Source organism: Streptomyces musisoli, from assembly GCF_016741855.1.
In the GTDB taxonomy this organism is placed as follows: Bacteria; Actinomycetota; Actinomycetes; order Streptomycetales; family Streptomycetaceae; genus Streptomyces; species Streptomyces musisoli.
The window spans coordinates 133,332-147,669 of sequence record NZ_JAERRH010000004.1; the positions used below are offsets into that span (position 1 = coordinate 133,332).

13 protein-coding genes, 1 pseudogene and 1 riboswitch are annotated in these 14,338 nt (G+C 71.7%); of the genes and pseudogenes, 8 read left to right on the forward strand and 6 right to left on the reverse strand.

Going from position 1 to position 14,338, the window contains the following annotated elements; translation table 11 throughout:
• Positions 1-220: 220 nt before the first annotated feature.
• Positions 221-1,438 (reverse strand): fumarylacetoacetase, encoded by a 1,218-nt coding sequence (gene fahA, locus JK361_RS13170; RefSeq protein WP_201816541.1) that lies wholly within the window; start codon positions 1,436-1,438, stop codon positions 221-223.
• A gap of 374 nt (positions 1,439-1,812) precedes the next feature.
• Here fahA and JK361_RS13175 point away from each other — a divergent pair.
• Positions 1,813-2,013: pseudogene (locus tag JK361_RS13175) on the forward strand (NAD(P)/FAD-dependent oxidoreductase); the annotation flags it as partial.
• A 132-nt stretch (positions 2,014-2,145) separates the two neighbouring features.
• Positions 2,146-2,958: an HAD family hydrolase gene (locus JK361_RS13180; protein WP_201816544.1), complete on the forward strand. Its 813-nt coding sequence runs from the start codon at positions 2,146-2,148 to the stop codon at positions 2,956-2,958.
• A 77-nt stretch (positions 2,959-3,035) separates the two neighbouring features.
• Here the strand turns inward: JK361_RS13180 and JK361_RS13185 are convergent, their stop codons facing one another.
• A complete protein-coding gene (locus JK361_RS13185; RefSeq protein WP_201816563.1) occupies positions 3,036-3,521 on the reverse strand; it encodes a transglycosylase SLT domain-containing protein in 486 nt (161 codons plus the stop codon).
• Between the two features lie 3 nt (positions 3,522-3,524).
• A riboswitch (cyclic di-AMP (ydaO/yuaA leader) is annotated at positions 3,525-3,705 on the reverse strand.
• A gap of 584 nt (positions 3,706-4,289) precedes the next feature.
• On the opposite strand from JK361_RS13185, the gene JK361_RS13190 reads away from it, so the two are divergent.
• The 4 genes from JK361_RS13190 (at position 4,290) to JK361_RS13205 (ending at position 8,861) form a co-directional block, all read left to right on the forward strand.
• Positions 4,290-5,300 carry a polyprenyl synthetase family protein gene (locus tag JK361_RS13190; RefSeq protein WP_201816565.1) on the forward strand — a complete coding sequence of 337 codons (1,011 nt, stop codon included), beginning with the start codon at positions 4,290-4,292 and terminating at the stop codon, positions 5,298-5,300.
• A gap of 301 nt (positions 5,301-5,601) precedes the next feature.
• Positions 5,602-6,801: a LolA family protein gene (locus JK361_RS13195; RefSeq protein ID WP_201816569.1), complete on the forward strand. Its 1,200-nt coding sequence runs from the start codon at positions 5,602-5,604 to the stop codon at positions 6,799-6,801.
• A 181-nt stretch (positions 6,802-6,982) separates the two neighbouring features.
• Positions 6,983-7,990, forward strand: a complete 1,008-nt coding sequence (locus JK361_RS13200; RefSeq protein ID WP_372448712.1) for an ABC transporter ATP-binding protein — start codon at positions 6,983-6,985, stop codon at positions 7,988-7,990.
• Positions 7,977-8,861 carry an ABC transporter permease gene (locus JK361_RS13205; RefSeq protein WP_201816572.1) on the forward strand — a complete coding sequence of 295 codons (885 nt, stop codon included), beginning with the start codon at positions 7,977-7,979 and terminating at the stop codon, positions 8,859-8,861. Before JK361_RS13200 ends, JK361_RS13205 begins: the two co-directional genes overlap by 14 nt.
• 3 nt (positions 8,862-8,864) lie before the next feature.
• Here JK361_RS13205 and JK361_RS13210 read toward each other — a convergent pair whose 3' ends face one another.
• Positions 8,865-9,458, reverse strand: a complete 594-nt coding sequence (locus tag JK361_RS13210; protein WP_201816574.1) for a flavodoxin family protein — start codon at positions 9,456-9,458, stop codon at positions 8,865-8,867.
• Positions 9,459-9,652: 194 nt separating this feature from the next.
• On the opposite strand from JK361_RS13210, the gene JK361_RS13215 reads away from it, so the two are divergent.
• Entirely contained in the window at positions 9,653-10,834 is a 1,182-nt protein-coding gene (locus tag JK361_RS13215) for a hypothetical protein (protein ID WP_201816583.1), read from the forward strand.
• A gap of 307 nt (positions 10,835-11,141) precedes the next feature.
• Here the strand turns inward: JK361_RS13215 and JK361_RS13220 are convergent, their stop codons facing one another.
• From JK361_RS13220 to JK361_RS13230, 3 genes are all read right to left on the reverse strand, one after another.
• Positions 11,142-11,609, reverse strand: a complete 468-nt coding sequence (locus JK361_RS13220) for a VOC family protein (RefSeq protein ID WP_201816593.1) — start codon at positions 11,607-11,609, stop codon at positions 11,142-11,144.
• Positions 11,610-11,660: 51 nt separating this feature from the next.
• Positions 11,661-12,617, reverse strand: a complete 957-nt coding sequence (gene rarD / locus JK361_RS13225; RefSeq protein WP_201816602.1) for an EamA family transporter RarD — start codon at positions 12,615-12,617, stop codon at positions 11,661-11,663.
• A gap of 317 nt (positions 12,618-12,934) precedes the next feature.
• Entirely contained in the window at positions 12,935-13,789 is an 855-nt protein-coding gene (locus tag JK361_RS13230) for an SDR family oxidoreductase (protein ID WP_201816604.1), read from the reverse strand.
• A gap of 93 nt (positions 13,790-13,882) precedes the next feature.
• Here JK361_RS13230 and JK361_RS13235 point away from each other — a divergent pair, with 93 nt between their 5' ends.
• The gene (locus JK361_RS13235; RefSeq protein WP_201816607.1) at positions 13,883-14,329 is read left to right on the forward strand and encodes a winged helix-turn-helix transcriptional regulator; all 447 of its coding nucleotides are present in this window, start codon (positions 13,883-13,885) and stop codon (positions 14,327-14,329) included.
• Positions 14,330-14,338 lie beyond the last annotated feature (9 nt).

A 14,338-nucleotide genomic window follows, 5' to 3' on the forward strand; every position in this document is an offset into this window, starting at 1 on the left:
CGCGTGAGCGGCCCGCCGGACCCGGTGCACCGGCAGGCGTTCCCGTCGGCCGTTCCCGGTGCCTGCGCCTGGATGGCGAAGGCACCGGCGGGCCGGCTGCGTGAGGCGGGCGCGAAAGCACGTGCCGTGTACCCACCGCCTGTATCGAGCGGTGGGTACACGACGCTTCCAGGGCGGACTTGTCAGCCGCTTGCCGCGGGCCGGCCGGCGGTGTCGCCGCTCAGCCCGTCACGACCCGTCCGACGACCTCGCCCAGCCCGACCCGGCGGCCGTCCGCGCCCGGTGCCCATGCCGACAGGGTCACCACGTCCCCGTCCTCCAGGAACGTGCGCTTGCCGTCCGGCAGTTCGAGGGGGTCGCGGCCGTTCCAGGTCAGTTCCAGCAGCGAGCCGCGCTGCTGTTCGGCCGGACCGCTCACCGTGCCCGAGCCGTACAGGTCCCCCGTGCGCAGCGAGGCGCCGTTCACCGTCATGTGGGCGAGCTGCTGGGCGGCCGTCCAGTACATGGTGGAGAACGGGGGCTCGGAGACCACGTGGCCGTTGATCGCGACGGAGATGCGCAGGTCGTAGCCGTCGGGTTCCGCGCCGGGTGCCGAGTCGTCCAGGTAGGGCAGCAGCGGGTGCGTACGCTTTGGAGGTGCCACGCGCGCGTGCTCCAGCGCCTCCAGCGGGGTGATCCACGCCGACACCGACGTCGCGAAGGACTTGCCGAGGAACGGGCCGAGGGGGACGTACTCCCAGGCCTGGATGTCCCGTGCGGACCAGTCGTTCAGCAGGCACAGCCCGAAGACGTGCTCCCGGAAGTCGCCGAGCGGGACCGGGCTGCCCATGTCCGACGGCACGCCGACGACGAAGCCGACCTCGGCCTCGATGTCCAGCCGGATCGACGGGCCGAAGACGGGTGCGGGGTCGGCCGGGCCCTTGCGCTGCCCGGAGGGCCGTACGACGTCCGTGCCGGAGACGACGACCGTGCCGGAGCGGCCGTGGTAACCGATCGGCAGGTGCTTCCAGTTCGGGGTGAGGGAGTCGGCGGCGTCCGGGCGGAAGATCTGACCGACGTTCCGGGAGTGGTTCTCCGAGGCGTAGAAGTCGACGTAGTCCGCCACCTCGAAGGGCAGGTGCAGGGTCACCTCGGACAGCGGGCGGAACAGCGGCTCGACCGTCTCGCGGTGTGCCGGGTCGGTGACCCAGGACGTGACGGCGCGGCGTACCTCCGACCAGGTGGTGCGTCCTGCGGCCAGCAGCGGGTTGAGCGTGGGCCGGGCGAGGAGCGCCTGGTGGGGTGAGCCGAGCGCCGCGGCCGTGGCGCCCGCGTCGAGGACGTGGTTCCCGAGTCGGACGCCGATCCTCCGCTCCGTGCTGCCGGCAGGCGAGAACACGCCATAGGGGAGGTTGTGCGGGCCGAAGGGGTCACCCTCGGGGACGTCGAAGGGGGGCATGGGGTACTGCCTCGCTCTCATCCGGGCCATGCATGGCGATGCGTTCCATGTGGTCGAGCCACACGTTACGGCCGTACTGCGTGTCTTGGGCAGTGCCTCACGACGTGCTCGAAAGGTTGCTCGCACAGTGCCTAAAGAGTTCTTGATGCCCGAATAAGTCTTGTTGGCGGTGGTAATTCTGGCTTAGCCCCCTTTGGGGCACGGGCGGGGTGGGTCCGTGCCGCTTGGGGGACACGTGTACGCCATCACCGAGGACATACGCCGGCGGCCTCCTCGCGTTAACTGAAGAAGGCGTTCGTGTGGCGGACGACCGGTGCGGAGGACCAGGGCCGCCTTGCCCGCCGCCTGGCCGGCAAGCAGGGGCTGCACGAACTGTCGGCCACGAGCTGCGCACCCGGCTCGCGGTGAGCCGCGGCGCACCACGGCTCGGCCCGGGTTACGTCTCCTCCGTACCGGGCCTGTACTTCACCGGCCTGCCGTCGGCGCCGTCGTACGGCCCGGTGATGCGCTCCGTGTGCGGTACGGAGTTCGCCTCCCCGCGCCTGGCGAACCACCTGGCCGCGGCCCATCGTTGAGCACGCTCGCCGTACCGGGCCGCTTCGTAGTCGTCATCGGCCCCTCGACAGAGGGAACTTGGGGCGGACCAGCACGTAAGTACGTGGATCCGGTGGTGAGTCGGCGGTGTGTGGTGTCCGTATTCTCTGATCATGGATCCCACCCCGGCATATGCACTGATCGCCACGGACCTGGACGGGACGCTGCTGCGCGGTGACGACACGGTCTCCGACCGGTCGATCGCCGCGCTCGCGCGGGTGGCGCGGGCGGGTGCCCGGCACCTGGTGGTGACGGGCCGCCCGGCACCGCGGGTACGGCCCCTGCTCGCGGACCTCGGCTGCACGGGGCTCGCGGTGTGCGGGCAGGGGGCACAGGTCTACGACGCCGGTGCCGGCCGTCTGCTGTGGTCGGTCCGGCTGGACCGGGAACTGGCGGAGACCGCGCTCGGCAAGATCGAGGCGGAGGTGGGACAGGTCTACGCGGCGGTCGACCAGGACGGCGTGGACGGGCTCACGCTCATCGAGCCCGGCTACCTGATGCCCCACCCGACGCTGCCCGCGGTGCGGGTCGGCCGGCGCGACGACCTGTGGTGCGAGCCCATCAGCAAGGTGCTGCTGCGGCATGCCACCCTGTCGGACGACGAGTTGGCGGCCGTGGCGCGCGCGGCGGTGGGCTCGCTAGCCACGGTCACCATGTCGGGGCCCGGCACCGTGGAGCTCCAGCCGAGCGGGGTGACGAAGGCGACCGGGCTGGCACTGGCCGCCGACCGGCTGGGGATCCGGGCCGAGCAGGCCCTCGCCTTCGGTGACATGCCCAACGACATCCCGATGTTCGAGTGGGCCGGGCGCGGAGTCGCCATGGCCAACGCGCATCCCGAACTCAAGGCGGTGGCCGACGAGATCACCTTGTCGAACGAGGACGACGGCATCGCCGTCGTCCTCGAAGGACTCTTCCCGACCGACTGACCGGCCCGTCGGCGGGCACCGGCCCGACGGTGCGGCCGGGGGCCGGCCGCCGTGCGCCGGCCCCCGGCCGCGGGCTGTCAGTACGCGCCGAACACGTTGTCGATCGACCCGTACCGTGCGGCCGCGTAGTTGCAGGCGGCGGTGATGTTCGCGACCGGGTCGTAGATGTTGAACGAGGTTCCGGCGACGTGGTACGCGTTGAAGGTCGGGTCGATGACCTGGAGCAGGCCCTTGGACGGGATGCCCTTGGCGGCGTTGGAGTCCCAGAGGTTGATGGCGGACGGGTTGCCCGAGGACTCCCGGATGATGTTGCGGTGGATGCCGTTGTAAGTGCCAGGGATCTTCTTTTCGGCCATGATCGCGAGCGACTCGCGGATCCATCCGTCGAGGTTGTTCGGGTAACCGGCGAGGGTGGTGGAGGGCGTGGAGCTGCCGGTGGCGGCGGAGGCACCGGTGGCGCCGATGAGCGGCAGGGCGAGGACGGCGGCGCCGGTGCCGGCGGCGACGAGGGCGCGGACGAGGCGGCTGTTGCGGGTGCGGCGGGGCTGAGCGGCAGCAGACATGGGGAAGTTCCTCTCCGGCGCCTGCGAGGTGAGCTGTCGGGTTCGGGCGGGGAGGTGCCCGGCCGTGCCCCGGAAGGGACACGGCTTCACCCCGAGCCGTTCCGTGCGGCGAATGCCGTCCGGCCCGGCGACTTACCTGGGTCCCCCGCTCCTGCCCTACGAATGAGTTCGTCGATGGGTATGCGGGCGGCGGCAGGATTAGGCGTCCGCCCGACGACCCGGAACGTATGCGGGAGCACATGCCGGGAACAAGTACTGAATTCATACAACGTGCGATTTGACCTTGATCGTCGTCGTATGGGGCGCTTGATCCTTTGCGGTTGCCAACGCTCAACTCGCCGACGGGGCAAGGGGTCGGAGGGGGTCGGCGGGCGGGGTGGGTCGGCCGGGCGCGTGACCCAACTCACGAAATAGCAAAATACTTCAATTCAGACATGGGGGATTAGGGGGATTCGGGCCTGAAGTCTGAGTGGTGGTGGAATCGGCGGTGCGATCCGCCTCGTTGGCGTAGTGCCGACGGGGGAGAAGTGAGGGGAAAGGGGCGTGAAGAGGTCGCGACACAGTGCCCGGATTACTGTTAAGTCAGTAAATGTCCGTTCTTACCGTGTGATCAAAACCATGCCGGTCGTGATCCGATACCGCCCAGGCTGGACCGGTGGGCGCTATCGGTGATCGAAACAGGACCGGATACGCTGACTTGAGTGATGGCAGCGACCTATCGACAAACCGTGTAATCGCCAGCAGACACCAGCAGACAGGAGACCCCTCGTGACCGTCGTCGGGCCGTTCGGGCTGAGCGTGCGGGACCAGGCTCTGGAAGCCGATGTCCAGGCCGGATTGGCGGCTGTCGAGGAAGGCTTGCTCGATGCCACCAAGAGCGAGGTCCCGTTCATCACGGAAGCCGCACAGCACCTCGTACGGGCCGGGGGCAAACGATTCCGGCCACTGCTCGTGATGCTCGCGGCCCAGTTCGGCGACCCGTACGCGCCGGGCATCGTGCCGTCGGCCGTCGTCGTGGAGCTGACCCACCTGGCCACGCTGTACCACGACGACGTCATGGACGAGGCGGCCGTCCGCCGCGGCGTGGACAGCGCCAACACGCGCTGGGGCAACTCCGTCGCGGTCCTCACCGGCGACTTCCTCTTCGCCCGCGCCTCCCAGATCCTCGCCGACCTCGGCCCGGAGGCGGTACGCGTACAGGCCCTGGCGTTCGAACGGCTGGTCACCGGCCAGATCCTGGAGACCGCGGGTCCCTCGGACGGGCGCGACCCGGTCGAGCACTACCTGGACGTCCTCGCCGGCAAGACGGGCTCCCTGGTGGCGGTGTCGTGCAGGTTCGGCGCGATGATGTCCGGCGCCGACGAGACGGTCGTCGACGTGCTCACCCAGTACGGCGAACGGCTCGGGGTCGCCTTCCAGCTCGCGGACGACGTCCTGGACATCGCCTCCGACTCCCACGAGTCCGGCAAGACCCCGGGCACCGACCTGCGCGAGGGCATCCCGACCCTGCCCGTGCTCCGGCTGCGCGAACGGGCCGCCAAGCTGGGGCTGGCCGAGGACATCGCGCTGTGTGAACTGCTGGCCTCCGACCTCAGCGACGACGCCCGGCACGCCGAGGCGCTGGCCGGCCTGCGCGCACACCCCGCGCTGGAGCAGGCCCGCCGCGACACGATCCGGTACGCGGAGGAGGCGCGGGCCGCGCTGGCCCCGCTGCGCGAGTGCGACGCCAAGGCCGCGCTGATGGAACTGTGCGACGCGGTGGTGCACCGCGCCGGCTGACCCGGCCGAGGACACCCGCCGGACCTCCACCGCACACCCCGTCGGCCCCTGACCGGCCCCACCGCACACCCATTCGGGCGGCATCGTCCCGCACGACCCCTACGGGTCGGGGGAGATGCCGCCGTCGTGTGTCATACCGCAGGCGTACACGCAGTTGCCTCCGAGGGCTGACGCTTCCTCATGGCCGATCTGGTCATATGGAAACCACGGAAATCACCACTCCTCACCGATTCGGGTGAGAATGGCGGCCAGGGGGACCAGCGTGAGGACAGCCGCCGCCGACGACGGAGGTAAGGCACACATGGCACCGTACGAATCCGACGACGCAGTGGGCGCCGCGCGGGACGAGGACTCGCGCTCCGGCCGGCGCAAGGCCGCCCGGTACGCCGTACCGGTCGCGGTGGTGGGGGTGGCGGCGGCCACGATCGGGCTCGTCCCGGCGCTCGCCGACTCCGGCGACCCCGACCTGCCGAAGATCAGCGCGCAGCAGCTCATCGAGAAGATGGCCAAGTCGGACGTGCAGCAGCTGTCCGGCACCGTGAAGATCAGCACCGACCTCGGCCTGCCCGACCTCGGCGGCCTGGAGGACGGCCTGCTCTCCGGGGCGGGCAAGGGCTCGGGCGACGGCTCCTCCGCCGACCCGCAGGCCAGGCTCACCGAGCTGGTGACCGGCACGCACACCCTGCGCGTCGCCGCCGACGGCCCCGACCGGCACAAACTGTCGGTGCTGGAGAGCGGCGCCGAGTACAGCCTCATCCACGACGGCAAGGACGTCTGGGGCTACGACAGCAAGAGCAACGAGGTCTACCACTCCACCGCGGCCGGCTCCGGCAAGCACCGCGACGCCGAACCGCCGGCGACGCCCAAGGACTTCGCCGACCAGGCCCTGAAGGCGGTCGACGACACCACGTCCGTCACCGTCGACGGCACCGCGCAGGTCGCCGGCCGCGACGCCTACAAGCTGCTGATCCAGCCCAGGCAGTCCGGCACCACGGTCGGCGCCATCAGCATCGCCGTGGACGCGAAGACGGGCCTGCCGCTGAAGTTCACGCTGACCCCGAAGAGCGGCGGCGCCGCCGTGGTGGACGCGGGCTTCACCCAGGTCTCCTTCGCCCGGCCGGCCGCCTCCACCTTCGACTTCACCCCGCCCAAGGGCGCGAAGGTCACCGAGGAGGAGGACGCGGCCGAGGCGCCGAAGCACACGCCGAAGGGCGGCGAGGACTTCCCCGGGGGCCTGGACGGACTGAACGTCCTCGGTGAGGGCTGGACCTCCGTCGCCACCTTCGACACTGGCGCCAAGGGCGGACTGCCGACCGGCTCCGAGGGCGGTGACCTCGGCGGCTTCCTCGGCTCGCTGGGCGACCAGGTCTCCGGCAAGTTCGGCAAGGGCACGGTCTTCTCCACCCGCCTGGTCAACGCCCTGATCACCGACGACGGCAAGGTGTACGCCGGCGCGGTGACCAAGGACGCCCTGGTGAAGGCGGCCGACGCGGGGAAGTGATTCTCCGCGGGAACTACGGCGCGTAACCGGGCGTTGACCCTTCGGGGCACGACGAATCGAGGGGGAGCCGATGGACGAACCGTCCGCCGCGGAGCGTGATCCGGACGGCGCGCCCGCGCTCTCCCCGGAGGGCGCACCCGCGCGCGTACCGGACGGCGCGCCCGCGACCGTGCCGGAAGGCATGACCGAGCGTCACGGCACCGGCGTTCCGGAGCGTGGCCGGGACGGTGCGCCGGAGGGCGATCCGGCGGCGGCACGGGCGAGTGTGATCGTCACGCGCGGCCTCACCAAGCGCTACCGCGGCGGACAGCTCGCCGTGGACGGTCTCGACCTGACCGTCCCGGCGGGCAGCGTCTTCGGCTTCCTCGGCCCCAACGGCTCCGGCAAGACGACCACCATCCGCATGCTGATGGGCCTGATCGAGCCGACCGGAGGCACGGTCCGGGTGCTCGGCCGGCCCATGCCCCGGGCGGCCCGTACGGTCCTTCCCCAGGTCGGCGCGCTCATCGAGGGCCCCGCCCTGTACGGCTTCCTCTCCGGCCGGGACAACCTGCTGCGCTACGACGCCGCGGACCCGACCGCCGACCCGCGCACCCGTCGCGCCCGGGTCGCCGCGGCACTGGACCGGGTCGGTCTCGCGGCGGCCGCGGGGAAGAAGGCCAAGGCGTACTCGCTCGGCATGAAGCAGCGACTGGGCCTGGCCGCCGCACTGCTCCAGCCGCGCCGACTGCTCGTCCTGGACGAGCCCACCAACGGCCTCGACCCGCAGGGCATGCGCGAGATCCGCACCCTGATCAGAGAACTGGCCGCCGACGGCACGACCGTTTTCCTCTCCTCCCACCTCCTCGACGAGATCGAGCAGGTGTGTACCCATGCGGCGGTCATGGCGCAGGGCCGGCTCGTCGTCCAGGGCGCGGTGGCCGACCTCGCGGCCGGGGCGCGCGGACTGCTGGTGGTGACGACTCCGGACGCGGCCGAGGCGGCCCGCGTGCTGAAGGAACTGGGGGTCGGGGATGTGACCGCCGACGGCGACCGGGTCACCGGCGAACCGCCCGACCGGGACCTCGCCGAGGTGACCGCGGCCCTGGTCACCGCGGGCGTTCGCGTCCGGGGCCTCATCGTCGAACGCGCCTCGCTGGAGGACGCGTTCGTGGCGCTGACCGGAGAGGGTTTCGATGTCGCGGGCTGACCTGCAACTCCCGGCGGCCGCACGCCGGCCCGGTCCCCTGTGGACCTTCGGGCTGTTGCGCAGCGAGCTGTTCACCACCGTCCGCCGCTGGCGCACGCTCGCCCTGCTCGGGGTGCTGGCCGCGGTGCCGGTGCTGGTCGGGATCGCGGTGCGGATCGAGACGCGGGGCGGCGCGCCGGCGGGCGGCGGGAACGGCGAGGGCCCGGCCTTCATCACGCAGATCACCAACAACGGCCTGTTCCTCGTGTTCACCGCGCTGGCCGCGACCCTGCCGTTCTTCCTGCCGATGGCGGTCGGCGTCGTCGCCGGGGACGCGATCGCCGGGGAGGCGGGTGCGGGCACCCTGCGCTATCTGCTGGTGGCCCCGGCCGGCCGCACCCGGCTGCTGCTCACCAAGTACACGACGGTGATGGCCTTCTGTCTGCTGGCCACATTGGTGGTCGCCGTATCGGCGCTGATCGTCGGCGCGCTGCTCTTCCCGCTGGGGGAGCTGACGACGATCTCCGGCACCCGGATCAGCTTCGCCGAAGGGCTCGGCCGCGCCCTGCTGATCGCCTTGGTGGTCGCGGCCTCACTGGTCGGTGTGGCGGCTCTCGGACTGTTCGTGTCGACCCTCACCAACAGCGGTATCGCCGCGATGGCGACCACGGTCGGCCTGCTCATCACGGTGCAGATCGTCGACCAGATACCTCAGCTGCACGCGGTGCAGCCCTACTTGTTCCCGCACTACTGGCTGTCCTTCGCCGACCTGATGCGCGACCCCGTTTACTGGGACGACCTGGTGCGCAACCTCGGCCTCCAGGGCCTGTACGCGGCCGTGTTCGGCTCCGCGGCCTGGGCGCGGTTCACGGCGAAGGACATCAGCGCGTAACGGCTAGGCGCCGATGGTCTCGTGCGGGAAGCGGGCCAGGGGCGCGTCCTGCGCGAAGAACGTCTTCGCGTGCGCGAGCGCCTCTGTGTCCGTCAGTACGTCCCCGGGCTTGCTGCCGCTGCCCAGCAGGACCCCGCCGAAGCGCATGCCCATGTAGGCGGCCGAGTTGTTGAGGGTGCCCACGTACGGATCGGCGACGGAAGGCTCGCTGTCCGCCAGCGCGGCGACGCCCCAGAGTGTGCGGCCGGCCAGCGTCGCCTTGAAGTCGATGCCCGGGGTGCGCAGCCACCCGGACCAGTGGTCCAGGTAGGACTTGGTGAAGGCGGACACCGAGTACCAGTACACCGGCGACGCGATCACGATGTCCGTGGCCGCCAGGGTGGCGTCCAGCAGCAGGCCGGCCGAGGTGTCGGGTGCCGGACGCACGTGGTCGCTGTCGTGCCGCAGGTCCACGAAGTCGGGCAGCGGCTGCTCGGCGAGGCGGATCCAGCGCTGTTCCACGCCGGCGGGCAGCTGCTCGGCGGCCTTGCGGGCCAGCAGTTCGGTGTTGCCCTCGGCGCGGGTGCTGCCCAGGACGAAGAGGAAACGGCGGCTCATGGTGTCCCCCAGGTGCGTGATGTCGTACCAAAAATAAAGGCGTGTGCATTTTATGCATACGCAAGTAGATTCGGCCAGGGGCCGCTGGTGCGAGGCTGTGACGTCGCGGTGACGCGGAAGCCGAAGGTGAGGCGACACACTGGTGGGCAGGACGCGTACGACCGGATCGCGACGCCGGGGGAGTGAGGACACCGATGGCCCGACTCAGCTTCGAGAAGAAGCGGACGCAGCAGCCCGTGGGGCATCCGGCGGTACCCGTCCGGGTGTTCGGCGCGGGGAGCGCGTCGGTGGGCGGGACGTCGGTCCTGGCGGCGCCCGGTGAGGAGATCCAGCAGGCCGTGCTGAACCACCTCCAGCGCCTGGCCATCAGCCTCGGCGCCCCCATACAGGCCACGATTCAGGACGACCTCGCGGGCTGCGTGGTGCCTCTGGAGGTCTCCGCGGACGGCTCCAGCCGGATGACGGGGGAACCGGTCCCGACGGCCGCTCCGAAGGCGCCGGTCACGCTCGCGCGGACCGTGCCGCCGGCTACCGTGCAGCCGGGAACCGTACAGATGCCGACCGGCCGGTTCGGACCTCCGCCCATGATGGACGCAGCGGCGACGGGCATGGACGTGCCGGTCGTGGGCGTGGACGTGCCGGTCATGGGTGGGGACGCACAGTTCGTGGACGCGGGTGCCCGGGTACCGGCGGAAGCCCTCGCTCCCGCGCCGGCGGCAATCGTCGCTCCCGCGCCGGCGGAAGTCACCGCTCCCGCGCCTGTGAACCCCGTCGCCCTGGTGCCCGCGGAAGCCGTCGCCGCCCTGCTGTCGGAGCCGCCCGCTCCCGCCTCCACCCACACCCCGGCCCGCGGGTTCGACGCCGTCGCCGAGGAGGTGCTGGGGGACGGGCCGCTGACCGAGACCGCCGAGGGTGCGGAGCTGCTCACCGAGCCGATGAGCCGTATCAACGAGGCCGTGCGGGCGGGTCGTATCGACACGGCGGCGGAACTGGCCGACCGGACACTCACCGAGGCCTCCGCCGTGCTCGGCCCGCGCCATGCCGAGGTGCTGCACCTGCGCGAGCTGTCCGCCTACATCGCGTACCTGGGCGACGACCCGGCTCGCGCCTGCCGGCTGTCCGTGGACGTCGCCCGGCTGCGCCGCCAGGCGGGGGACGGGGACGCCGCGTACGGCAACGTGCGGAGCGCAGCCACGGCCTGGCGCGCGGTGCGCGATCCCGAGGAGGGGCTGCGGCTGGGCCGCGACCTGATCGACCTGTGGACGGACCTCACGGCCGAGCCGGGCCCCGCCGCGGACGACGAGCGCCCGCTGGAGGCCGCCCGCGCCCGCATGGTCCGCCTGACCGCCCGCGCGGCCAAGGCGGCACAGGTGTGACCGCCCGCGCGGCCAAGGCGGCGCAGGTGTGACCGCCCGCGTGATCGGGGCGGCGCAGGTATGACCGGCCGCGCGGCGACGCCCCAGCGGACTCACGTGGCCAGGGCGGCGTGGACGGGACCCACCCCGAGCGGCGAGGGCGCCGTCCGGCACTGATCGGCGAGAGGGGCGCGGTCGCGACCGGCCCCATCGGCGAGAGCCGCGCGGATGCGACCGGCCCCGGCCGGCCGCGGACCCGCGACCACACCGGCCCGCAGCCGGCCGGCCGCGGACCCGCGGGCGTCCCGGCTCCATGGTCCCGGACGGCCTAATGCACGCAGAACTCGTTGCCCTCCGGGTCCGCCATCAGCACCCACTGGCCCGAGGGCTCCTTGACCTCCCGCAGTACCCGCGCCCCCAGCGCCTGAAGGCGTGTCACCTCCTCCGTGCGCCGGTCCGGGCCGGCATGGAGGTCGAGATGGAGCCGGTTCTTGACGGTCTTCGACTCCGGTACCCGCTGGAACAGCAACCGCCGGCCGAGCCCGGTGCCGGTCTGCTGGTCGTACGGGTCGTCGGGGTGCCGTACCGCGATCAGGTCACGGAAGGCGGCCCGCCCGTGGTACTCGACGGTGGCCTCCCCGGACAGCGCGCCGGCGGACAGCAGCCGTTCGACGAGGGCGCTGTTGTCCTCGGCCGTGTAGTGCAGCGCGGCGGCCCAGAAGTCGGCCTGGGTGTGCGGGTCGGCCGCGTCGATGACGAGCTTCCAGTGCAGCGGGGCGGGCGCCTGTGTGGTCATGGCCCTCACTTATAGCCGGGCGTGCCCGTGGAGGAGGTGGTTCCGCGCCGCTCAGGCGTCCGCCGGAGCCGACGTGGGGGTCTCGACGGCGCGGGCCGCCGGCACGACGAGCCGTGCCGGCCGCCTCGCGGAGCGCAGCGCGTCGCCGGTGAGGAGGATCAGCGCCAGCCAGACCAGCCCGAACCCGGCCCACCGCTCGGCCGGCATCGCCTCGTGGAAGTAGAAGATGCCGAGGAGGAACTGGAAGAGCGGGGCCAGGTACTGCAACAGGCCCAGCGTGGACAGCGGCACGCGGATCGCCGCCGCGCCGAAGCAGACCAGGGGCAGGGCGGTGACGATGCCGGTGGAGGCGAGCAGCGCGGCGTGTCCGGCTCCGTCGTTCACGAAACTGGCGTCGCCGTGCGCGGTCAGCCACAGCAGATAGGCGAGCGCCGGGAGAAACTGGATCGCGGTCTCGGCGGCCAGCGACTCGACACCACCGAGGCCGACCTTCTTCTTCACCAGTCCGTAGGTGGCGAACGAGAAGGCGAGACAGAGGGAGATCCACGGCGGGCGGCCGTAGCCGATGGTCAGTACGACGACGGCGGCGAGGCCGACCGCGACCGCCGCCCACTGCACGGGCCGCAGCCGCTCCTTGAGGAGCAGCACGCCCATGGCGATGGTGACCAGCGGGTTGATGAAGTAGCCGAGCGAGGCCTCGACGACATGGCCGGCGTTCACCGCCCAGATGTAGACGCCCCAGTTCACGGTGATCACCGCGGCCGCCACGGCGACCAGGCCGAGCCGCCGGGGCCGGCGCAGCAGCTCCCCGGCCCAGGCCCAGCGGCGGACGAAGAGCAGCGCGACGGCCACGAACACCGCGGACCACGCCATCCGGTGGGCCAGGATCTCCACGGCCCCGGCCGGTTTGAGCAGCGGCCAGAACAGGGGCACCAGCCCCCACATCCCATACGCGGCGAAACCGTTCAGCAGGCCTATGCGGTGCTCACCCTCGGACGTCCCGGCCACGGCCCCTCCTTCTTGCCCGCGCTCCCGGCATGGGCGCGCGAGGACGAAGGTAGCGCGGGCGCCCGCTACTGTCATGTCCGTCCCGCAATACGGTCATGACAAGTGGCGTGTGCGGCCTCCGGGACCCATCTGGCGGGTCTGCCTCAGCCTCGGAACGCGAACCGGGTCTGCCTCGGCCCTGGAGCGCGACCCGGATTGGCCTCGGCCCCGGAACCCGGCCCGGTCCTGCCTCGGCCCTGGAACCCGGCGCGGTCCTGCCTCGGTCCTGGAGCCCGGCCCGGGCCTGCCTCCGCCCTGGAACCCCGACCGGGCCTGGCTCAGCCCTTGAGCGCGGCTGTGACGGCCTGCGTCAGGGGCGTGGTGGGGCGGCCGATCAGCCGGGACAGGTCGCCGGAGGAGACGGCCAGCTCGCCCTTCTCGATCGAGGCGTCCACGCCGGCCAGGACCGCGGCCAGCGGCGCGGGCAGCCCGGCGCCGGTCAGGATGCCGGCGAGGGCCTCCGTGCTGATCGGGCTGTAGACGATCTCCCTGCCGGTCTGCCGGCTCAGCTCGGCCGCGTACTCGGCGAAGCTCCACGCCTCGTCGCCGCCCAGCTCGTACGTCGTGTTCTCGTGGCCCTCGCCGGTCAGTACCGCGACCGCCGCGGCGGCGTAGTCGGCGCGGGAGGCGGAGGCGACCCGGCCGTCACCGGCGGCCTGCACGACCGCGTTGTGCTCGAGCACGGGTGCCAGGTTCTCGGTGTAGTTCTCGTGGTACCAGGCGTTGCGCAGCAGGCTGTACGGCAGGCCGGAGGCGAGCAGCACCTCCTCGGTCGCCCGGTGGTCGTCCGCCAGTGCGGCCGTCAGGCTGCCGGGGGCGCTGGTGTAGGCGAGGAGCGCCACGCCGGCCGCCTTCGCCGCCTCGATGACGACCGTGTGCTGCCGCACCCGGCCCTTGTCGAACTCGTTGCCGGAGATCAGCAGGACCTTGTCGCCGGCGGTGAACAGGTGGTCGAAGGTCTCGGGCGCGTTGTAGTCGGCGACGGCCAGCCGCACTCCGCGGGCGGCGAAGTCGGCGGCCTTCTCCTTGTCGCGCACGACGGCGGTGATCTGCTCCGCCGGGACCTTCTCCAGCAACTGCTCCACCACGTGACGGCCGAGGTGCCCGGTGGCTCCGGTGACGACGATGCTCATGGTTGAGAAACTCCTTCGGGATGCCGTGATGACACTCACCGTAGGAGATGCACTGTCTTTAAGAAAGTACCCACTTTGAAGTAAGGTACTGGCATGCGGGTAAGTGGAAATGCGGGGGACTCCGAGGCGATGTGCCCCTACCGCCTCGTCCTGGAGCACGTGACCAGCCGTTGGGGCGTTCTCGTCCTCATCGAGCTGCTGGACCGGCCGTACCGGTTCAGCGAGCTGCGCCGGGCGGTCAGCGGCTACGGCGGCCGGGGCGTCAGCGAGAAGATGCTCACCCGGACCCTCCAGACCCTGGAGCGCGACGGCCTGGTCCACCGGGACGCCAAGCCGGTCATCCCGCCCCGCGTCGACTACTCCCTCACCGCCCTCGGCCGCGAGGCGGCGGAGCAGGTGCGGGCCCTCGCCCACTGGACCGGCGAGCGCATGAGCCAGGTGGAGCAGGCCCGGCACGCCTACGACGAGAACCGCCGGGCGGTCGAGGAGAGCCGCCGGGCAGACGACGAGGCCCGGGAAATCCAGTCCCGGGCCTCGTGAATCACAGCG